General features: G+C 64.6%; 15 protein-coding genes. 10 read left to right on the plus strand and 5 right to left on the minus strand.

The features are described from left to right. Positions 1-98 precede the first annotated feature (98 nt). A complete protein-coding gene (locus ACRWQA_RS11095; protein ID WP_263583828.1) occupies positions 99-350 on the plus strand; it encodes a hypothetical protein in 252 nt (83 codons plus the stop codon). Positions 351-413: 63 nt separating this feature from the next. Here ACRWQA_RS11095 and ACRWQA_RS11100 read toward each other — a convergent pair whose 3' ends face one another. Both ACRWQA_RS11100 and rluF read right to left on the minus strand, forming a co-directional pair. Next, the gene (locus tag ACRWQA_RS11100) at positions 414-1802 is read right to left on the minus strand and encodes an HTH domain-containing protein (protein WP_434230944.1); all 1389 of its coding nucleotides are present in this window, start codon (positions 1800-1802) and stop codon (positions 414-416) included. Positions 1803-1846: 44 nt separating this feature from the next. Next, on the minus strand, positions 1847-2890 hold the full coding sequence (rluF, locus tag ACRWQA_RS11105; RefSeq protein WP_434230946.1) for a 23S rRNA pseudouridine(2604) synthase RluF: 1044 nt from the start codon (positions 2888-2890) through the stop codon (positions 1847-1849). Positions 2891-3093: 203 nt separating this feature from the next. On the opposite strand from rluF, the gene hutC reads away from it, so the two are divergent. The 3 genes from hutC (at position 3094) to ACRWQA_RS11120 (ending at position 7404) form a co-directional block, all read left to right on the plus strand. Next, a complete protein-coding gene (hutC, locus tag ACRWQA_RS11110; protein ID WP_434230949.1) occupies positions 3094-3804 on the plus strand; it encodes a histidine utilization transcriptional repressor HutC in 711 nt (236 codons plus the stop codon). Positions 3805-4168: 364 nt separating this feature from the next. Next, on the plus strand, positions 4169-6133 hold the full coding sequence (locus tag ACRWQA_RS11115; RefSeq protein WP_446326178.1) for a putative bifunctional diguanylate cyclase/phosphodiesterase: 1965 nt from the start codon (positions 4169-4171) through the stop codon (positions 6131-6133). Positions 6134-6156: 23 nt separating this feature from the next. Next, complete coding sequence (locus ACRWQA_RS11120) at positions 6157-7404, plus strand: ABC transporter substrate-binding protein (protein ID WP_446326179.1); 1248 nt, start codon at positions 6157-6159, stop codon at positions 7402-7404. 48 nt (positions 7405-7452) lie between these two features. On the opposite strand, the gene ACRWQA_RS11125 is transcribed toward ACRWQA_RS11120, so the two are convergent. Then, entirely contained in the window at positions 7453-8784 is a 1332-nt protein-coding gene (locus ACRWQA_RS11125) for a YjiH family protein (protein ID WP_434230957.1), read from the minus strand. A gap of 330 nt (positions 8785-9114) precedes the next feature. Here ACRWQA_RS11125 and hutI point away from each other — a divergent pair, with 330 nt between their 5' ends. From hutI to ACRWQA_RS11150, 5 genes are all read left to right on the plus strand, one after another. After that, entirely contained in the window at positions 9115-10338 is a 1224-nt protein-coding gene (gene hutI, locus ACRWQA_RS11130; RefSeq protein WP_434230958.1) for an imidazolonepropionase, read from the plus strand. Beyond that, positions 10331-11308 (plus strand): formimidoylglutamase, encoded by a 978-nt coding sequence (gene hutG, locus ACRWQA_RS11135; protein WP_263583820.1) that lies wholly within the window; start codon positions 10331-10333, stop codon positions 11306-11308. Before hutI ends, hutG begins: the two co-directional genes overlap by 8 nt. Positions 11309-11377: 69 nt before the next feature. Next, complete coding sequence (gene hutU, locus ACRWQA_RS11140) at positions 11378-13078, plus strand: urocanate hydratase (protein ID WP_446326180.1); 1701 nt, start codon at positions 11378-11380, stop codon at positions 13076-13078. Next, on the plus strand, positions 13078-14625 hold the full coding sequence (hutH, locus tag ACRWQA_RS11145) for a histidine ammonia-lyase (protein ID WP_434228578.1): 1548 nt from the start codon (positions 13078-13080) through the stop codon (positions 14623-14625). Before hutU ends, hutH begins: the two co-directional genes overlap by 1 nt. A 107-nt stretch (positions 14626-14732) precedes the next feature. Next, the gene (locus ACRWQA_RS11150) at positions 14733-16079 is read left to right on the plus strand and encodes a Na+/H+ antiporter family protein (protein WP_434228442.1); all 1347 of its coding nucleotides are present in this window, start codon (positions 14733-14735) and stop codon (positions 16077-16079) included. Between the two features lie 32 nt (positions 16080-16111). Here ACRWQA_RS11150 and ACRWQA_RS11155 read toward each other — a convergent pair whose 3' ends face one another. Next, positions 16112-16588 carry a YchJ family protein gene (locus ACRWQA_RS11155; RefSeq protein ID WP_434228444.1) on the minus strand — a complete coding sequence of 159 codons (477 nt, stop codon included), beginning with the start codon at positions 16586-16588 and terminating at the stop codon, positions 16112-16114. A gap of 169 nt (positions 16589-16757) precedes the next feature. On the opposite strand from ACRWQA_RS11155, the gene ACRWQA_RS11160 reads away from it, so the two are divergent. Beyond that, a complete protein-coding gene (locus tag ACRWQA_RS11160) occupies positions 16758-19529 on the plus strand; it encodes a cation-translocating P-type ATPase (protein WP_434228446.1) in 2772 nt (923 codons plus the stop codon). Positions 19530-19542: 13 nt separating this feature from the next. Here the strand turns inward: ACRWQA_RS11160 and hrpB are convergent, their stop codons facing one another. Continuing rightward, complete coding sequence (hrpB, locus tag ACRWQA_RS11165; RefSeq protein ID WP_434228449.1) at positions 19543-22020, minus strand: ATP-dependent helicase HrpB; 2478 nt, start codon at positions 22018-22020, stop codon at positions 19543-19545. Between the last annotated feature and the right edge of the window lie 5 nt (positions 22021-22025).

Here is a 22025-nt window from a genome sequence, read left to right on the forward strand (position 1 = left end):
GGTCAAGCGCAGCGTGGCTTCCGACGCGATACGGCCGTTAGCCAATCCAGGCATCCTCTGCCATGGTTACTGTGGATTCAGCCACCATGGAGGTTGCCATGACACGAACCGCACGTGTCGAGCCGATCAGGGAAGAAAACCATGAGGCGATACTGGTGAGCGGCTGGCGGGTGGTCGACGTGACCGACCCCGACCAGCCTCAAGAGGTTTCGCGCCACGACAGCGAGCCGGAGGCAATTCGCGCCGCCCGCGAATACGAGCATGAGACATCGCTGGAGCCAGGCTCTCCGCCCGACGACACCCAGGATTACGATGCCTCCGATCCGCAGGGAGGCAAGGATCTCTCATGACTGACCGCCCGGCGTAGCCGCCTGACGGCACGCCGGGCCAGTGCATGGGGACGAGTCTCGGGCTCAGGAAGCTGTTGATTGCTCGTTGCCGGCTCCCGCTTGAGACTCCATGGCCTCGGCCATGAACGCCTCGCTGCGGCGATTGGCCGGACGATCCTTCAGACCCGCCCAGTAGGCTTCGAACTCGGGCCGCCTTTCCAGCGTACCGAACTGCATGCCCCAACCGATATGCGAACCGACATACACGTCCGCGGCGGTAAAGGTATCGCCGGCGATGTACTTGCGGCCCGCCACCGCGCCGGCCAGGGTCTCGACCACCGTCTCGTACTTGCCGCAGCCGAACTGCAACTCGTGCTCCGGCGTTAGCGAGAAGCCGGCATGCTTGAGCGACAAAGCCATTTCCATGGGCCCGGCGGCAAAGAACAGCCAGCGGAAATAATCTCCACGCGCCTCGGGGCTCGGCAGCAGCCCCGCCTGCGGAAAGGCCTCGGCCAGATAAGCGCAGATCGCTGCGGCCTCGGTCACTACGGTATCGCCATGGCGAATTGCCGGCACCTTGCCCATCGGGTTGACGGCCAGATACTCCGGTGACTTCATCGAAGTCCCGAACTCGAGCACCTCCATGCGATAGGGCTGCCCGATCTCCTCCAGCATCCAATGAACGATGCCGGCCCGCGACAGGGGGTTGGTATAAAAGACGAGTTCCTGTTCCATTTTCGACTGCTCCTTCTCTCGGCTTGAGGTGGGAACAGGATAGACCGTGGTAGTGACAGAACATGGCAGCAGTGTTTTCAGCCACTCCTTGTGAAGCGTGTGCCGGCGCCGCGGATAGCGCTGGCCTGTCCTCTCTGCCGCTTCAATGCGATCGGCACGAAAATGACGATACTCTTCGCGCAGCTCGCACCAGGCGGCAACGATCCGGGTCGATTCGAAGAAGGCGATCGCACAAGGCCAGATGATACGAGAAGAGCGTCGCCCCTGCTGGTCGCGATAGCTGATCTCGAGCTTCTGCTCGTCGCGTATCGCCCGACGGAAAATCTGCAGGTCGACGGCCTGCGGCCGCTCCCAGCCGGGGCCGATGAGGAGCGCCGACTCCTCCAGTTGGTGACGCTGTTCACCGGGCAGCACGGCCGCAACCTTGGCCAAGGCTTCGCCGGCGGCCACAGCCAGCCCGTCGTCGGCTCGGCTTTCCACCCATTTCAAGCCCAGGGCCACGGCTTCGAGCTCCTCTTCGGAGAACATCAACGGCGGCAGTAGCAATCCCGGCTTCAGCACATACCCCAGTCCCGCCTCTCCCTCGATCTCGGCACCGATGGCCTTGAGCGCCGCAATGTCCCGATACAGCGTCCGCAGCGAGATTCCCAGCTCATTCGCCAGCACCATACCGCTGACTGGCCGTCGGTGATGTCGCAGGGATTGCATGAGATCGAATAGCCGCGTCGTCCGGGACATGAGGTGGCCTATCTGGCATTTGTTGTCGATGAAAATGCAGGGTCTTACCTGCCCGGCTTGGCCCGACGGGGCTTTCCTCCGCTTCCTGCCTGGCCTCGGGTCGGCTTGGGCTTCCCCTGCACTGGCTTGCCTCGCGCCTTGGCCGCCTGCTTCGCTCCGGCCCCCTTGCCGGCGGTTGCGCTCTTTGACGTCTTGGCCTTGGGCGCCTTGCCCTTGGACGTCTTGCCCTTGGCATTGCCGCTCGAAGATGACTTGCCTCTATTGCCCTGCCTTCCCGTGGCCTCTGCCCCTTTTGCGAACTTGGCCGTCTTGCGCTTGCTTGGTGCCCTGGATGGCGATGCCTTCCTGCCTTCGGCCGGAGCGTCGGACCTCGATCCCTCGGTCAAGGCGATGATGGTGTCGATCTCCTTGCCGGTCAGATCACGCCAGTCGCCGAGTGCCAGCCCCTTCAGGGACACGTTCATGATCCGTATTCGTTCGAGCCTGGTGACTTCATAACCGAATTTTTCACACATCCGGCGGATCTGGCGATTCAGCCCCTGCACCAGTGTGATATTGAAAACGAAGGTCGACTCCTTGACCACGGTACATCGCTTCGTCACCTCCCCCAGGATGCGCACGCCGGAACTCATCCCCACGATAAACTCATCGGTGATCGGCTTGTTGACGGTGACCCGATACTCCTTCTCATGATTGTTGCTGGCCCGCAGGATCTTGTTGACCAAATCACCGTTGTTGGTCAGGAAGATGAGACCCTGGGAGTCCTTGTCCAGCCGGCCGATGGGGAAGATGCGGGCGCCATGCTTGACGAAGTCGACGATGTTGTCCTTCTCACCCGGCTCGGTGGTACTGACAATGCCTACCGGTTTGTTCAGGGCGATGAAAACCAGATCTTCGGCTTCCTGGGGTTCGATACGCTGCCCATTGACCTTGACCACATCCCCCGGATACACCTGATCTCCCGTCTTGGCACGCTTGCCGTTGAGGAGCACATTGCCCTGCTCGACATAGCGGTCGGCCTCCCGTCTGGAACACATGCCGCTTTCGCTGATGTACTTGTTGATGCGTGTAGAAAAACCGAAGGCCATAGTGCGCTTACCAGAATTTAGGACGGGGTATCTGCCAGGCATTCAAGCATGCTACGCCTGATCGGCGAAAGGCCAAGGCGGCGCTGGAGGCAACGTAACACCTCGAAGCGCTGCTGCAGGTACTTGGCGGCAGGTGCCTTGTCCTCGTCATCCGGCTAGACTGTATAGACAATTCGTTCGTTGCCAGAAGGATTCAGCGCAGCATGGGGAGCACGATTCCACTCTACCTGCAGATTCAGCAACACCTGCTGAAGAAGATCAATGACGGCGCCTGGCCGGCACATCACCAGATACCACCGGAAGAGCAACTGGCGCGGGATTTCGGTGTCAGCCGCATGACCGCCAACAAGGCGATCCGCGATCTCGTGCAACAGGGCTACCTGACGCGACAGCCGGGCCTCGGCACCTTCGTCACCGATCGCAAGGTGGAATCTTCGCTGGTCGACGTGCACAACATTGCCGAGGAGGTTCGCGGACGCGGCCATCTCTACAGCAACGACGTGTTGCTCGCCGAAGCCATCGCCGCCGACGACGAAGTGGCGCTACGCCTGGGCGTTCGCCTCGGGACCCGGGTTTTCCATACCCGCATCGTGCATCGCGAGAATGGCGTACCGATCCAGCTCGAGGAGCGCTTCGTCAATCCCCGCTGGGTACCCGATTACCTGGAAAACGATTTTCGCCAGCGTACCCCCAACGAGGTGCTGGTGGCGGCATGCCCCATCACCGACATCGAGCACGTGGTCGAAGCGGTACTGGTCGACGCCGTCACCGCCGAGCGACTCGAGACCGAGGTAAGCCGCCCCTGCCTGAGCATGACGCGACGCACCTGGTCCGGCGAGCACTTGATCAGCTATGCCCGGCTGATCCACCCGGGTGAGCGCTACAAGCTGCGTTCTTCCTTGCACCGAAGCTGACAAGCGGCGTTGAAATCATCGTTGTCTTACTATTTTTTTAAGCCTACCGCCGCCGCAATGTCGCAAGATATACTGACATCGATCGCCTGAGCCGCCCGGTTCAGTTCGAGCAAGAGAAAATCATCCTTCCATACCCATGTTGACGTTGGCCACCCTTAAATAAAATGAGAAAAATCTGAACGATTCGACTCTCGGGGATGCTTGGCTTTTCAAGTTGGTCAAGGAGAGAGCCGCATGGCTGAGAAAACACAACGCATAGTAGTCGAGCATGCCTGAAACTTCGTCTCCCTCACCCAAGCCCGGCTCTTCGATCGAAGGCTATATACGCTCCATTGGTCGTTATTACATAGGCATCGCCGTCATCATGACACTGCTCATCGGGGCTACGTACCTGACGGTGAAGATTGCCCTCGACCGCCACGCGATCCAGCAGGAAATCAGCTTCCTGACCAACCAGAAATTCATTCGTTTTCAGCAGCTTGTTCAGCAAACCCGTGCCATCATGAGTGCCTCCGCCGATTCCTCGCTACCGGTGGGTGTCATCCAGCCGATGCTTGACGAGGTAGAAACGGCCATCATCGATATCCGAGCCGTCATGAAACGGCTCAGGACCGTACGTAGCCGCCTCGACAGCAATCTACTGGAGCGGGCAAGTCGCCAGAGCCCGGCGACCGAAGCGCTCTACGTCGACCTCGATCGACGACTCGAGGATTTTCTTTCACGTGCCGAAAGTATCGTCGCCGCCAACCATGAGGATCGACAGCGGCGCTATACCTATTGGGGGCCGATCGATTTTTCCGTCTCGGCCGACAGCCTCCTCATGCGCCAGTTCAGCAGTATCATCCAGCACGCCAACAATCGCAGCGAAACCAGTATCGGCAATGCCGTTTCGATAAGTACTGCGCTTTTACTCATGCTTGCCGTACTTTTCATTCTGGCAAGCGTACTCCTGTTCTTTCCGTTGTTGATGAAACTGCGCAGCGAACATCAGCGCAAGATGGAGTTCGAGCACAGACTCACCCATCTCTCCCAAACGGATCCGCTCACTCGACTCAAGAACCGCGCCTATTTCAGTTCTGCACTGAACGGACTTCTCTATCGCTACAGGAAGAGTGGCACCGGTTTTTCCATGCTGCTGATCGATCTCGACAACTTCAAGTCGATCAATGACGGATTTGGCCATCCGGCTGGCGATGCCACGCTTCTCCACGTCGCTCGCGCCTTCCAGAACGCTTTCCAAGCCAACGACGTCATTGCCCGGATCGGAGGTGACGAGTTCGCCATCCTGCTGCCCGATATCGACGATGAAGTACGCCTCGACACCATCGCCAATCGAGCCATCGAGGCACTCTCGGTGGATTTCTCCTACGAAGGCAAGATTCTGCGGACATCGGCAAGCGCAGGCGGTGCCATCGTTCCCATCCATGCAACCGATGAGGCCGGCCTCGTACGTGTCGCCGACCTGGCGCTGTATGCCGCCAAGGCCAGCAATAGCGACGCCTTTATCTTCGACGAGGAAACTCTCGCTGCGCGGCTCGAACAGAATGAACTGGCCTTGGCCCTCGCCGACGCCGCACAGCGTGACGAGTTCGTCGTGCACTATCAGCCGAAGGTCGACCTCGCCTCGGGCAGCCACTTGGGATTCGAGGCGCTCGTCCGCTGGAACCATCCCACGCTCGGCCTGTTGGCGCCGGGAGCCTTCCTGCCCTTGATGGAAGGTCCGCAACCGATTGGCGACATGACCCTCGCCGTCATCCGGAACGTATGTCGAGACCTCAAGGCTTGGAAGGCAGCAAATCTTTCCCCCGGCCCGGTTGCCATCAACCTGCCGGAGGCACTCCTCATCAACGAGCATGGATTCGAGATGCTCGCTTCCACGCTCAGTGAGTGCGGGCTCGACTGGCACGACCTGACCATCGAAGTGACGGAAGACGTTTTCCTCAACCGCCAAGCCGAACAGATGCGCGCCTCCATGACACGCTTTCGCGAGCAAGGCGCATCCGTTTCGCTCGACGATTTCGGCACAGGCTTCGCCTCGCTGCTGCATCTGCGTGACTTCCCCTTCGATGAGTTGAAGATTGATCGCGGTTTCGTCGCCGATATCGGCCGGGACAGCCGCTCGGAGCAGATCATCAACGCGATCATCGACCTGTCGCGGAATCTGGGTAAAAGCTGTATCGCGGAAGGCATCGAGACGGAAGCGCAGCGACAGTTCCTGCTCGAGGCAGGCTGTACGACTGGCCAGGGGTATTGGTTCGCCAGGCCGATGCCGTCCAGCGACGTCACGAAGCGATGGTTGAAGCAGCACTCTGCCGTGGAAGCCAATTGATCGCACGATGGAAGGATAAGCCGATGAAACCGCTGTTGAGAGGGCTTTGGCTGGCAACAGTCGTATCAACCGCAAACGCTCAAGAGCCCGTTGTCGCCCCGGAGCTGGCAGTCGATGTCGTGCACTACTGGCTATCCCAGAGCGAATCCGCGGCGGTCGGCGTGTACCGGGATGCCTGGATCGCTGCCGGCAATCGCTGGACCGACTTGCCCGTGCAGAACGAGGCCGCCTTGAAGAAAGTCGTCAGCAAGCGAATAGCCAATGGCTACCCCCCTACGGTGACACAGTGGAATCTCGACGCCAGGGCTACCGAGCTACCCGATTTCGGGGTCGTTCAGGACATCGAGGCACTCGCCCTGCGGGACGGCTGGCGCGACCTGCTGCCTGCCTTCGTGATCGATCTCGTCAGTTATCGTGACAGGGTGTATTTCGCGCCATCGAACATTCACCTGGAAAATTGGCTCTGGACCAGCCAGAAGATCTTCGACGAACTCGGTCTCGCTCCCCCTGAAACCTGGGAGGAGATCCTTGCTGCCGCCGAACGAATCGAGGCGGCAGGCTATCCGGCCATTGTCATCGGCTCGGCTCCGTGGGAAGTGGCCTTGATCTTCCACAACATCATGTACTTCGCGCTGGGCGCCGAAGGGTATGCGGCCGTCTTTCGTGGCGATATGGAGGCCGTCCCCGGCTCGCAGATGCTGGAGGCGCTCGACCTGTTGCGTCGCGTATCGCGCTTCGTCGAGCCACTGTCTGCTCGCGCGGGCAGAACCTGGGCGGACGCCACCCGGATGATAGGGCGCGGCGAGGCCGGCATGCAGCTCATGGGCGATTGGGCCAAGGGGGAGCTCGCTTCCCTGGGCTATACGGCGGACCGGGACTTTGGCTGCGCCTTCACCCCGGGCACCTCCGTCTCACATTTCATGGCGATCGACGGTTTCGCCTTTCCACTGACCACCCGAGATGGGGCAGTGCATGCTCAACACAACTTTGCCAGCATGGTACTCGAACCGGAGAATCAGCTCGCCTTCAGTCGCCGGAAGGGATCGCTGCCAGTCAGAACCGACATCGACCCCGCGGAGCTGGATCGCTGCGGCCAGTTGGGCCTGCAGCGAATCCGGGACGAATCACACCACGGCGGTGTGCAGTCGAGAGCATTGCCCTCTCATGTCATGGCAGCCTGGATCGACACCCTCGCCGAATTCTTCAATGACGACGCCATCTCCAGCCGCGTCGCCCAGCAGCGCTTGACCGAAATCGTTACCCAAGGCTGAACCTCTCGGGCGCGATTCCCTTGAAGCCAACCTGGATGGCTTCATCGCCTACCCGCCACTCAGCGCCTGCGCCAGGTACCCTGCCGGCACGGCCAGCATCAGGCTGAGCGCCACGCGCAGGAACCACACCGCCACGATCCGTCCCACCGACAGCGGAATGCTGGTGGCAAGAATGCAGGGAATGGAGGCGGAGAAGAACAGCACTGCGGACACCGACACCACACCAGCAGCGAAGCGGGCGACGAACTCGGCCTCGCCCATCAGCAGCGCCGGCAGGAACATCTCGGCCAACCCCGCCGCTGATGCCTGGGCCAGGGCCATGCCATCCTCGAGCCCCCAGATTGCCACGAAGGGATAGAACAGCAGGCCCAGCCACTCGAACAGCGGTGTGTACTTGGCGACGAGCAACCCCAGCAGCCCCACCGACATGATCGACGGCAGGATGCTGATCGCCATCAGCAGGCCCTCGCGCACGTTGAGCGCCACGCTGCGATGCAAGGCCGGTGCCTGACCGGCAACGTCCAGTCCGGTGCGCCAGGCGGTCGCCATGCGCTTGCCCGCAAGGGACTCGGGCTCGCCGTCCGTCTTGGCATCGTCCAAGCGGGAAAGCGGTGGCAAGCGCACGGTAATGGCGGTCACCAGGAAAGTAATCGCCAGCGTCAGCCAGAAGTACAGGTTCCATACGCTCATCAAATCGAGCGTGCGTGCCACGATGATCATGAAGGTCGCCGATACCGTGGAGAAGCCGGTGGCGATGATGGCCGCCTCGCGTGCCGAGTACTGCCCCGCCTGGTAGACCCGATTGGTGATCAACAGGCCGATCGAGTAGCTGCCGACGAACGATGCCACTGCATCGATGGCCGAGCGGCCCGGCGTTCGCCAGATCGGTCGCATGACGGGCTGCAGCAGCACACCGACGAGTTCTAGCAGGCCGTAACCGATCAGCAGCGCCAGGAATACTGCACCGATCGGCACGATCAGTCCGACGGGAATCACCAGCTTGTCGAACAGGAACGGCAACATGTCCGGCTCGTGCAGCAGTGCCGGCCCCCATCCCGTCAACGCCATTACCGCCACGGCCACACCGGCCAGCTTCAGCACGGTGAATATGCGCTCCGTCACGCTGCGCCTCCAACTTCCTACCACCAGCGGATAGGCGGCCCCCGCCACGATCAACGCCAGCGCGTAGAGACCAGCAGCCTCGCCCAGCAAGCCACGGGCGGCGGTGACCATGTGGTCGAGCAGGATGGTCTGTCTCCCACCGAGGGTGACGGGGACGAAGAAGATCAGGATACCCAGCAGGCTGGGCACGAACAGCTTGGCCGCCGTGAGCCAACTGCCATTGCGAATATTGCGCGTGGCCGGTTCCGGTATCGCCATGGTGCTTACCTCGCATTGTGATTGTCTGCGACTTCGATGACCTGCATCGACGTCATGTCGGGGCGCCTTATTTGTATATACATTAAGGGATATCCGGGCGCCACCCTCCGACCCTCGACAGGGCTTATACCTTGGTCTAATTCTGATTGCTGGCACACCAATATCATTCATCAATAATTTTATTTAACTACTTAAATAACAATAAGATGAAAGAATTACGAAACTGGCGAAGCGACTTCGACTCCAGAAACGTCCCGTGATCGACTTGACGCTGACACCGGGACCGCTTAAATGTATATACATTACGGTGACAACGAGATGGAGACCACAATGCCAGCACAGCCCTACCAGCCGCGCCGACTGTGGCGAGACGTCACCCTCTTCGATGGCCACGACACCTTGCCCGAGCCGATGGCAGTGATGGTGGCGGGAGAGAAAATCGAGCGCGTCATACCCATGCGCGAACTCGACCGCGCCACAGCGGAAGCCTGCGACACACTGGGCCGTGGCGGCGTGATGACACCGGGCCTGATCGATTGCCACACCCACCTGGTATTCGGTGGCTCGCGTGCCGGGGAGTTCGAGAAGCGGCTGGAAGGCGTGAGCTACGAGGAAATCGCCCGCCAGGGCGGCGGCATCCTCAGCACCGTTCACGCCACCCGGGGCGCCAGCGAAGAGGAGCTCTTCCGGCTGGCTCGGCCACGCCTGGAGGCGCTGCTGCACGATGGCGTCACCACGGTGGAGATCAAGTCCGGCTATGGCCTGACCGTCGACGACGAGTTCAAGATGCTGCGCGTGGCCCGACGACTGGGCGAAGCGCTACCGGTGCGGGTGGTCACCACGCTGCTCGGCGCTCACGCCCTGCCGCCGGAGTACCAGGGCGACAGCGATGGCTACATCTATCTGGTATGCCGCGAGATGATTCCCGCTGCCGCCGAACAGCGCCTGGCCGATGCAGTGGACGTCTTCTGCGAGAAGATCGCCTTCTCGGTGGCGCAGTGCGAGCGCGTGTTCGAAGCCGCCGAGGCCCATGGCCTGCCGATCAAGGCCCATGCCGAGCAGCTCTCCAATCTCGGTGGCAGCGCCATGGCGGCGCGCCATGGCGCCCTCTCCGCCGATCATATCGAATACCTCGACGAGGCCGGTGTCGCCGCCCTGCGAGAGGCCGGCAGCACGGCGGTGCTGCTTCCCGGCGCCTTCCACACCTTGCGCGAGACCCAGCGCCCGCCGATCGTCGCGCTGCGCGAGGCTGGCGTGCCCATGGCGGTGGCCACCGATGCCAACCCCGGCAGCTCGCCGTTGTTCATGCCCACGCTGATGCTCAATCTCGCCTGCACCCTGTTCCGCCTGACACCACGCGAGGCCTTGGCCGGCATGACCGCTCACGGCGCACGTGCCCTGGGCCTTCACGATCGCTCGCTGGGTCGCATCGTGGAAGGGGCGCCGGCGGATTTGTGTCTGTGGGACGTCGAATCGCCCGCCGAGCTGGCCTACGCCGTTCAGCCGGGCCGCCTGCGTCAGCGCATTTTCAAGGGGGAGCCGAGCCATGGCTGAAACCAATACCGACCTTCACTTGGCCGACCCGGCCATCGACATGTCGCCGTGGGCCGGACGCGAAGACCCGGAGCCCGACAGCCAGCGCTGGCACCAGGTCGTCACGCCGCTCAAGCGCGACGCCAGCCCGGGTGTCGCCCTGCTCGGCTTTGCCAGCGATGCCGGCGTGGCACGCAACCAGGGACGTGTCGGTGCCGCCGCAGCCCCCCGTGCGCTGCGCCACGCCCTGGCGCCGCTGGCCTGGCATCGTGCAGCACCGGTCTTTGACGCCGGCGACGTGGCCTGTCACGGCAACGACGATCTGGAGAAGGCACAGCAGCGTCTGGCCGAGCGCGTAAGCGTCCTGCTGGAAAGCGGCCACCTGCCGCTGGTGCTAGGCGGTGGCCATGAGGTCGCCTTCGGCAGTTGGTCGGGCCTGGCTCGCCATATGGAATCGCGTGGCGCAACCACGCCGCGGATCGGCATCATCAATCTCGACGCCCACTTCGACCTGCGCGACCCCGGCCAGGTGCGCTCATCGGGCACGCCCTTCGCCCAGATTGCCGATGCATGCCAGGCTCGCGGCTGGCCGTTCCGCTACGCCTGCCTGGGTGTCAGTCGGGCCAGCAATACCCGGGCACTGTTTGCTCGCGCCCGCGAACTCGGCGTACTGGTCAAGGAGGACCGCGAGTTCCTGCCGCACCGCCTCGAGGCCATTCAGCGAGAGCTGGAGCGCTTCATGGCGCACTGCGACCACCTTTACCTGACCGTCGATCTCGACGTGCTGCCGGCCTCCGAGGCGCCCGGCGTCAGTGCTCCCGCCGCGCGCGGCGTAGCGCTGGCCATGATCGAGACGCTGGTCGAGACCGTGCGCGACAGCGGCAAGCTGCGCCTGGCCGACATCGCCGAACTCAACCCCAGCTTCGATATCGATGGCCGTACCGCCCGGGCGGCGGCGCGCCTGATCCACCAGCTCACGCTGGATAACTGATCGAACGCCGAACGGCATGCCGACACGGCAAAGCCGACGACATAGCTGCAACAAAGAGAGAACACACCGATGAACAGCCATACTCCCCTCGCCGACACCCGCCACGACCCCAGCCGCCGGATCGCCGCCCCTACCGGCAGCGAACTCAGCTGCAAGAGCTGGCTGACCGAAGCGCCGCTGCGCATGCTGATGAACAACCTGCATCCCGACGTCGCCGAGCGGCCCGAGGACCTGGTGGTCTACGGCGGCATCGGCCGTGCCGCCCGCGACTGGCAGTGCTTCGACACCATCGTCGAGACCCTCAAGCGCCTGGAGGACACCCAGACCCTGCTGGTGCAGTCCGGCAAGCCGGTGGGCGTCTTCGAGACCCACAAGGACGCCCCGCGGGTGCTGATCGCCAACTCCAACCTGGTGCCAGCCTGGGCCAACTGGGAGCACTTCAACGAGCTGGATAAGAAAGGCCTGATGATGTACGGCCAGATGACCGCCGGCTCGTGGATCTACATCGGCTCCCAGGGCATCGTCCAGGGCACCTACGAGACCTTCGTCGAGTCTGGGCGCCAGCACTACGACGGCGACCTGAAGGGACGCTGGATCCTCACCGCCGGCCTCGGTGGCATGGGCGGCGCCCAGCCGCTCGCGGCAAGCCTGGCCGGCGCCTGCTCGCTCAACATCGAGTGCCAGCAGTCGCGCCTCGACTTCCGCCTGCGCACCCGCTACCTGGACGAGCAGGCCGATGACCTGAACGACGCCCTGGCCCGTATCGAGCGCTACACCGCCGAGGGCAAGGCGGTCTCCATCGGCCTGTGCGCCAATGCCGCCGATGTGCTGCCGGAAATGGTGAAACGCGGCGTGAAGCCGGACATGGTGACCGACCAGACCAGCGCCCACGACCCGCTGCACGGCTACCTGCCATCCGGCTGGACCTGGGACGAGTATGTCTCGCGTGGCAAGAGCGAGCCCGAGGCAGTGGCCAAGGCCGCCAAGCAGTCCATGGCGGTGCACGTGCAGGCCATGCTCGACTTCCAGGCCATGGGCGTACCCACCTTCGACTACGGCAACAACATTCGTCAGATGGCCAAGGAAGAGGGTATCGCCAACGCCTTCGACTTCCCCGGCTTCGTGCCGGCCTACATCCGCCCGCTGTTCTGCCAGGGCATCGGCCCCTTCCGCTGGGCGGCGCTCTCCGGCGATCCCGAGGACATCTACAAGACCGATGCCAAGGTCAAGGAGCTGATCCCCGACGATCCGCACCTGCACAACTGGCTCGACATGGCCCAGGAGCGTATCGCCTTCCAGGGCTTGCCGGCGCGGATCTGCTGGGTCGGCCTCAAGGATCGCGCCCGCCTCGGCCAGGCCTTCAACGAGATGGTCAGAAGCGGCGAACTCAAGGCTCCTGTCGTCATCGGCCGCGACCACCTGGACTCCGGCTCGGTGGCGAGCCCCAACCGCGAGACCGAAGCGATGCAGGACGGCAGCGACGCCGTTTCTGACTGGCCGCTGCTCAACGCCCTGCTCAACACCGCCGGCGGCGCCACCTGGGTCTCACTGCACCACGGCGGTGGCGTGGGCATGGGCTACTCCCAGCACGCCGGGGTGGTGATCGTCGCCGACGGCACGGACGACGCCCATGCCCGCCTGGGCCGGGTGCTGCGCAACGACCCTGGCACCGGGGTGATGCGCCATGCCGATGCCGGCTACGATATCGCCAAGCAGTGTGCCCGGGAAAACGGGTTGGACCTGCCGATGCTCGACAAGGAAAGCGAATGATGGAAGAAATGACGATCCACCCCGGCAAGATGACCCTGGCCCAGGCACGCCAGGTCTTCGAGGCGCCGCTGCACGTGACGCTGCCCGAAAGCGCCGACACCGCCATTCAGCGCGCCGTCGACTGCGTCAATCGCGTCGTGGCCGAGGATCGCACGGTCTACGGCATCAATACCGGCTTCGGCCTGCTGGCCCAGACACGCATCGACCACGATCATCTGGAAGACCTGCAGCGTTCACTGGTGCTGTCGCATGCCACCGGCGTCGGCCAGCCCATGGAAGACGCCCTGGTGCGCCTGATCATGGTGCTCAAGGTCAACAGCCTGGCGCGTGGCTTCTCCGGTATCCGCCGCGAGGTGCTCGACGCCTTGCTCGCCCTGGTCAACGCCGAGGTCTACCCGCACATTCCCCTCAAGGGCTCGGTGGGCGCTTCCGGCGACCTGGCGCCGCTCGCGCACATGAGCGTGGTGCTGCTCGGCGAAGGCAAGGCCCGCCATCGCGGCGAATGGATACCAGCCCGCCAGGCGCTCGAGATCGCCGGGCTCCAGCCGCTCAGCCTCGCGCCCAAGGAAGGCCTGGCGCTGCTCAACGGCACCCAGGTCTCCACCGCCTACGCGCTCAAGGGCCTGTTCGAGGCCGAGGACCTCTACGCCGCCGCCACGGTGTGCGGCGCATTGACCGTGGAGGCCACGCTCAGCTCGCGCGCGCCCTTCGATGCCCGCATCCACGATGCCCGCGGCCAGCGCGGCCAGATCGACGCCGCCGCGGCCTATCGCCACCTGCTGGGCGAGCGTAGCGAGATCAGCGACTCCCACGCCCACTGCGACAAGGTGCAGGACCCCTACTCGCTGCGTTGCCAGCCCCAGGTGATGGGCGCGGTGCTGACCCAGATCCGCCAGGCCGCCGAGGTGCTGGCCGTCGAGGTGAATGCGGTATCGGACAATCCGCTGGTATTCAGCGAGGAAGGCGACATCCTCTCCGGTGGTAACTTCCACGCCGAGCCGGTAGCCATGGCCGCCGATAACCTGGCCCTGGCGCTGGCCGAGATCGGCTCGCTCACCGAGCGTCGCGTGTCATTGATGATGGACACTCACATGTCGCAGCTACCGCCCTTTCTGGTGGAGAACGGCGGCGTCAATTCCGGCTTCATGATCGCCCAGGTCACCGCCGCCGCACTGGCCAGCGAGAACAAGGCCCTGGCTCACCCCCACAGCGTCGACAGCCTGCCCACCTCGGCCAACCAGGAGGACCACGTCTCCATGGCCCCGGCCGCCGGCAAGCGGCTGTGGGAAATGGCCGACAATGTGCGTGGCATCGTTGCCATCGAATGGCTGGCGGCTTGCCAAGGGCTCGATTTTCGACTCGATTCGAATCAGCAGCGCATGAAGAGCACGCCGCGCCTGGAACAGGCGCGGCGTGCCCTGCGCGAGCAGGTGTCCTACTACGACCATGATCGCTTCTTCGCCCCGGACATCGAGAGTGCCATCCAGCTGCTCGCAACGCGGGCGCTCAACGAGCTGATGCCATTGGAGCTTCTGCCAAGCCACTGACCCGACGGGCCGGCTGAGGTAAGATACGCTGCCCCGGCGCTTCGGCCCGGGGCTTTATTCTGCCCGAAACGCTACTGACACTACCTTTCCTGCCTCAGTGAGCCAACATGAATGCCATCGTTCTGGCCATCCTGGTCATGGTCACCCTCAGCCTTGCCCGCGTCTCCGTCGTTTTCGCCCTGATCGCCGCCAGTCTGGTGGGAGGCCTGGTGGCAGGCCTGCCCATTGGCGACATCATGGACGCTTTCAACCAGGGGCTGGGCAACGGCGCCACCGTCGCCCTCTCCTACGCCGTGCTGGGTGCCTTCGCCGTGGCCCTGTCGCGCTCCGGCATCACCGAGCTGCTGGCCGAGCGTGCCATCCGCGGCCTGCATATCGATGACCAGCCGGCGAACCGACGCTGGGTCGCCTTCACCCTGCTCGGCGCCCTGCTGGCCACGGCGGTGAGCTCGCAGAACCTGATCCCGGTGCACATCGCCTTCATCCCGGTGCTGGTGCCGCCCCTGCTCAAGCTGATGAACCACCTGCGCCTGGATCGCCGACTTGCCGCCTGTGTGATCACCTTCGGCATCACCGCTCCCTACATGTTGCTGCCGGTGGGCTTCGGCTCGATCTTTCTCAACGACATCCTGCTCGCCAACCTCAACGAGAGCGGCGCAGAACTCGGCCTCGAGGTCACCCGGGGGATGGTGCCCATGGCCATGTTGATCCCCATCGGCGGCATGGCGCTGGGGCTCGCGGTGGCGGCACTCCTAAGCTACCGTCGGCCGCGCCATTATGAAGACCGCGACCTGGCCCACGGCGACGAGACGCCGGCCCAGGCCGCCCGGCATCTGGCGCCTTGGCAGATGGCGGTGCTCACTGCGGCGCTGGTAGGCACGGTCGTCACCCAGTTGCTCTCCGGCTCGATGGTGCTCGGCGGACTCTTCGGCTTCGCCCTGCTCTCGGTCAGCGGCGTGTTCCGCTGGCATGAGCAGGACGGTATCTTCACCGAAGGCATGCGCATGATGGCGCAGGTAGGTTTCATCATGATCAGCGCGGCCGGCTTCGCCGGGGTGATGCAGGCGACCGGCGAGGTGTCCGCGCTGGTGGAAGGCTCGGCCGAGCTGATCGGTGACAACAAAGTGCTGGCGGCATTGATCATGCTGCTCGTCGGGCTCTTCATCACCATGGGCATCGGCTCGTCATTCTCCACCGTGCCGATCATCGCCTCGCTCTACGTGCCGCTGGCGCTGAGCTTCGGTTTCTCGCCCATGGCCACTATCGCCCTGGTGGGCACCGCCGCCGCCCTGGGCGACGCCGGCTCGCCGGCCTCGGACTCGACTCTCGGCCCCACCGCCGGGCTCAACGCCGACGGCCAGCACGACCACATCTGGGATACCGTGGTGCCCACCTTCCTGCACTACAACGTGCCGCTGATCGGTTTCGGCTGGCTGGCAGCAATGATGCTCTGACGGGTCTCAACGACAGGACTCATCTGACTGGGTCAACCCAGGCCGCAGCAACTCTTGAACTTGCGCCCGCTGCCACAGGGGCAGGCGTCGTTGCGGCCGGGCTTGATGCGTTCGATGACGGGTTTGCCATCGACATAGAACCAGCGCCCGGCCTCCTGCACGAAGCGGGAGTTCTCTTCCAGTACCGCCCAGCGACGACCTTCCTGAAAGGTGGCGCGAAAGTGCACACGACCCTTGTCGCCGTCCTGCCTCTGGTCAAGCACCTCCAGCCGCACCCAGCGTGTCGACTCGTCCAGCTCCAGCGCCGTCGGTCGAGTACTGGCGTGCCAGGTCGCCAGCAAGTAGTCGTGCAGGTCCAGGGCGAAAGCGCTATAGCGGGAACGCATCAGCGCTTCCGGCGTCAGTGCCGGCACACCGCCATGGTAACGGCCGCAACACGCCGAATAGTGCTGGCCACTGCCGCAAGGGCAAAGCTTCCCGGCGCATGAGGAGGTATCGGCGGATGGCATGGGAATCTCCCTGTCAGTCGTAGTGCCGGCAGCATACCCGGCTCGCCAATGCCGAGCATCCCTCAATCCTCTCTCCGTATCAGCTTGCGGCTCGATTCTTGTCCTACATCACCGCACTGCAGCATCGGCCATGCTAATAACAAGGGTATCGTTCTGCGGAGATATGGACATGCCCACCCAACCCCCACGGCTTTCCTGGCACGCCCTCTCTGCCGATGAGGCGCTGACGAGGCTCGAGAGCCGTCCTGAAGGTCTCGCCACCGAGGCTGCCGCTGAACGTCTCGCCGAGCATGGTCCCAATCAACTGCGGGAACAGGCCGCGCGACCCTGGTGGAAGCGCCTGCTGGAGCAGTTCAACAACCTGCTCATGATGATCCTGATCGTCGCCGCTATCGCCAGCCTGGCACTGGGGCACCGTCTCGATGCCCTGGCCATCGTCGGCGTGGTGACGATCATCGCGCTCATCGGCTTCGTTCAGGAAGGCAAGGCCGAGCATGCCCTGGAGAGCATTCGCGGCATGCTCTCGCCGCAGGCCAAGGTGCTGCGCGACGGGCACCGCCAGACCGTCCCGGCCGAGACACTGGTGCCGGGCGACATCGTGCTGCTCGAGAGCGGTGATCGGGTGCCCGCCGACCTGCGTCTGCTCCAGGCCAACCGGCTGCGAACAGAGGAGGCCGCCCTGACGGGCGAATCGGTCGCCGTCGACAAGCAGACCGCGCCGGTCGCCGAGGCGACCGATCTGGCCGAACGCAGCAGCATGGCCTACGCCAGCACCATCGTTGCCCAGGGCACCGCCCAGGGCGTCGTCGTGGCCACCGGAATCGAGACCGAGATCGGGCGCATCTCCGAGATGCTGCGCGGCGTGGAGAAGCTCAAGACGCCACTGCTGCGTCAGCTCGACCGCGCCGGTCGCGTGCTGGCCATCTTCATTCTGGGCGCTGCCGTCGTCACCGCGGCGATCGGCGCGTTCGTCCATGGCCAGCCCGCCAGCGAAATGTTCATGGCGGCCGTAGGGCTCGCGGTGGCGGCCATTCCCGAAGGGCTACCGGCCATCGTCACCATCGGCCTGGCGCTGGGTGTCCAGGCCATGGCCCGGCGCAATGCCATCATTCGCCGCCTGCCCGCCGTCGAGACGCTGGGGTCCATCTCCACCATCTTCACCGACAAGACCGGCACACTGACCCGCAACGAGATGACCGCCCAGGCCATCTGGCTACCGGAGGGTGAGATTGCCGTGACCGGCGTCGGCTTCGCTCCCGAGGGCAGTTTTCTGCCCGCCGGCGATGGCATTGCCGCATGCGAACCGCTGGACCTGGACAACCATCATGCCCTACGCCACTTCCTCAAGGTGGGCGTGCTCTGCAACGATGCCGAACTGGCCAGGGACGAGACTGGGCTCTGGCGGATCCACGGCGACCCCACGGAGGGCGCCCTGGTCGTGGCGGCGGCCAAGGCGGGTCTGGATGCCGGCACGCTGCGGGGCCGCCACGACCGCCACGATGCCATCCCCTTCGAGTCCGAGCGCAAGTACATGGCCACCCTGCACGAGGTGGACGGCCAGCCCACGCTGATGGTGAAGGGGGCGCCGGACCGGCTGCTCGAGATGTGCCACCGAGTACGCACCGAGGCTGGCGATGCCGAACTCGATCCGAGCGAATGGGAGCAGAGGATCCATGCCCTCTCCGCCCGCGGCCTGCGCGTACTGGCACTGGCAGAGAAGCCGATCCATGCCACTTCGGAACTTGACGAGACACATGCCGAGGAAGGCCTGGTCCTCCTGGGTCTCGTCGGCTTGCTCGACCCGCCCAGGGAAGAGGCGATACGGGCGGTCGAGCGCTGCCTCTCGGCCGGCATCCGCCCGATCATGGTTACCGGGGACCATGCCGTCACGGCGCTGGCCATCGCCCGGCAGCTCGGCTTCGCCAATACCGAACGCGCCCTGACCGGCCGCGACGTGGAGGCCATGAGCGACGCCGAGCTGGAGAGATGCATCGACGAGGTGGACGTGTTCGCCCGTGCCGCCCCCGAGCACAAGCTGCGCCTGGTCAGGGCGATGCAGGCCCGCGGCGGCATCTGCGCGATGACCGGTGACGGTGTCAACGACGGTCCGGCGCTCAAGCGCGCCGACGTCGGCGTGGCGATGGGCATCCAGGGCACCGAGGCGGCCAAGGAAGCCGCCGAGATGGTATTGGCCGACGACAACTTCGCCACCATCGTCGGCGCCATCGAGGAGGGTCGCAAGGTCTACGACAATATCCGCAAGACGGTGACCTTCCTGCTGCCCACCAACGGTGCCCAGGGCCTGGCGATCATGCTCGCCGTGCTGGCCGGGACGCAGCTGCCCATCACTCCGCTGCAGGCGCTGTGGGTCAACATGGTGGTCGCCGTGACCCTGGGTCTGGCGCTGGCCTTCGAGAAGGGAGAGGAAAACCTGATGCGGCGGCGTCCACGCGACCCCACCGCCGCCCTGCTTGATCTGTTCCTGCTCTGGCGCGTCGCTTTCGTCTCCCTGCTGCTGCTCATCGCCGTGTTCGGCATGTTCAGTTGGCTTCTTCACGTCGAAGGCGACGAACCCGTCGCTCGCGCCGGTGCCGTCAATACGCTGGTCATGGGCAGTGCGGCCTACCTGATCAACAGCCGGTACCTGCTGCGCAGCAACCTCTCCGTGCAGGGACTTTTCGGCAGCCGTCCGGTGTGGATCGCCATCGGGCTCGTACTGGTGTTGCAGCTCGCCTGGACCTACCTGCCCTTCATGCAGGCGGTATTCGATAGCGCTGCGCTCGGTCCGCGCCATTGGTTGCTCGTAGTCGGTTGCAGCATCGCCCTGTTTCTCGTCGTCGAGCTGGAGAAGCTTCTGTTACGCAGGTGGACGAAAACCGGGACGAGGAAGCGCCCTTCCGATAGCGCACGAACGCGAGGCAGCACGCCCAGAACACAGTGAAATTACACTACGATCACGAGCGGCGCTTGGTCCGCGCCGTGGCTTCAGCGGCTAGAGGATCCTCCGGCCAGGGGTGCTTGGGATAGCGACCGCGCATCTCGCGACGCACTTCGGGGTAGCCGTTGGCCCAGAAGCTCGCCAGGTCCGCGGTGACCTGCAGCGGCCGCCTCGCCGGCGAGAGCAGATGCAACAGAACCGCGACCCGCCCTTCGGCAATACGCGGCGAGTCGCGCCAACCGAAGGTTTCTTGCAGCTTCACTGCCAGTACCGGTGCCCTTCCGTCCAGGCACGGCGTGTAGTCGAGCCTGATCTGCGAGCCGCTGGGCACCGCGAGCCGCTCCGGCGCCAATTCGTCGAGCCGAGCGCGCAGCGGCCACTCGAGGCTGTCGATCAGCAGGCGCCCCAATGGTAGTCGCGCCACCGCGTCGAGGCTTCTTATACCGTCGAGGTGCGGCCCCAGCCATGTCTCGAGCGTATCCAGCAGCACCGGCACTGACCAATCGGGCCAGGTGTCGCCCAGTTCTCGACGCAGCAGCGCCAAACGCCCACGCAGTTGCTCGTCGTTGTCGCCGAAGGGCAGCTCACCGCGACGGCGAAGTGCATCCAGCAGCGCCTGCCGTACCGCTTCGGGCGGCAGCGTCTGCAAAGGCTTGCGTTCGAGCACCACAGCCCCCAGGCCGCGAACCTGCTCGCCGACCAGGCGCCCCTGCTCGTCCGACCACTCCAGGCTGGCCTGCCATTCACGCGTTTCGGGGAACAGCGCCTCGAGCCGCTCCCGCTCGATGGCCACGCCGCGAAAGATTCGCGCACCGCTGACCTGACCGTCGAGGTCGGCGGCCACCAGCAGCTCGGCATGGGCCAGCGGATGTCGCTCAGGCAAGGTGGCGAGGCCGCCGGCCGCCAGGCGGAAGCGCCCCGGCCCGAACTGATGAGCAGTTCGCTGCGCCACGCGCTCGGGGTAAGCCAATGCCAGCAATTCACCCAGCGGGGCCAGACTACCCACATCGAGGCGTACGCCGGCGAGGCGGGCCAGGCGCTGGGCCTCACGCTGCCACTGCGGATGAGCACGCGGGTTCGCCAGACGCGCTTCCAGCCCACGCTCGAGATCCTGCTCGTCGTCCAGGTCCCGGGTCTCCAGCGCCGCGACCAGTGCACAGGCCAAGGGCCGCGCGTCGAGTCCGCCGGCCCGCTCCAGCATCACTGCCAGCCGCGGATGGGTGGGCCAGCGAACGCACGCACGTCCCAGCGCAGTGAGCAGGAAGGCCTCGTCCAGCACGCCGAGCCGCTGCAGCAGCTCCCGCCCCGCCTCCAGCGCGGCGGTTGGCGGTGGCGTGACCCAGGACAGATCAGCCGGGTCGACGATGCCCCAGCGGGCCAGCTCGAAAGCCAGCGGCGCCAGGTCGGCCTGGCGGATCTCGGGTTCGCCATGAGGCACGAGCGGCTGCTCCTCGGCCCACAGCCGCAGGCACAGCCCCGGGCCCTGGCGCCCGGCGCGGCCGCGACGCTGATCGGCGCTGGCACGATTGACGCGGCGGGTCTCAAGACGCGTGAGACCGCTGCGAGGCTGAAACACCGGCACGCGCTCCTGGCCGGCATCGATCACGATACGAACGCCATCGACGGTGACGCTCGATTCGGCAATGGCGGTGGCCAGTACCACCCGCCGCCTGCCATCCGGCTCGGGACGCAGTGCGCGACGCTGCTCTTCCAGAGGCAAGCGGCCGTGAAGCTCGCGAATCGCCAGCTCTGGCATTCGTTGACCAAGCTCCCGGGCCAGGCGGCGAATCTCGGCTACACCGGGCAGGAACACCAAGGCATCACCCTCGGCATGGGCAAGCGCCTCGCCCACCGCCGCGGCTTGCTGGCGAGCCGTGTCCTCGCGTGAATTGAGGGAAGAGCCGAGCGGCCGGTAACGGGTGTCGACCGGGAATTGACGTCCCTCGCAGTCGACCAACGGCGCATCCTCGCCCAGCACGCCAAGCAGGGCCTCGACGTCGAGTGTCGCCGACATCACCAGCAGGCGCAGGTCATCGCGTACCGACTGGGCGTCGAGCGCCAGCGCCAGGCCCAGGTCGGCCTCCAGGCTGCGCTCATGGAATTCGTCGAAGACGATGCCGGTCACCCCGTCGAGCAGCGGATCGTCCTGCAGCATGCGCGTCAGCACGCCCTGGGTAATGACCTCGATGTGCGTGGTCGGCCCTGTCCGGCTCTCGCCCCGCATGCGGTAGCCGACCGTTTCCCCCACTGCTTCGCCCAGCAGTTGCGCCATGTAGCCGGCCGCCAATCGCGCAGCCACACGCCGCGGCTCGAGCAGCAATAGCTTGCCGCTCCCGCTCGGTCCTGAACACCAGGTCTCGCCGAGAAGCGCCAGCGGCACGCGAGTGGTCTTGCCCGCCCCCGGTGCGGCCACCAGCAGAACGCGCGCATGCCGCGCCAGGGCGCAGCGCAACGCGTCCAGGCGCGCTTCGATCGGCAGCTCGGCCATTTTCATGGGAA

It is taken from the genome of Billgrantia sp. C5P2, assembly GCF_051062895.2.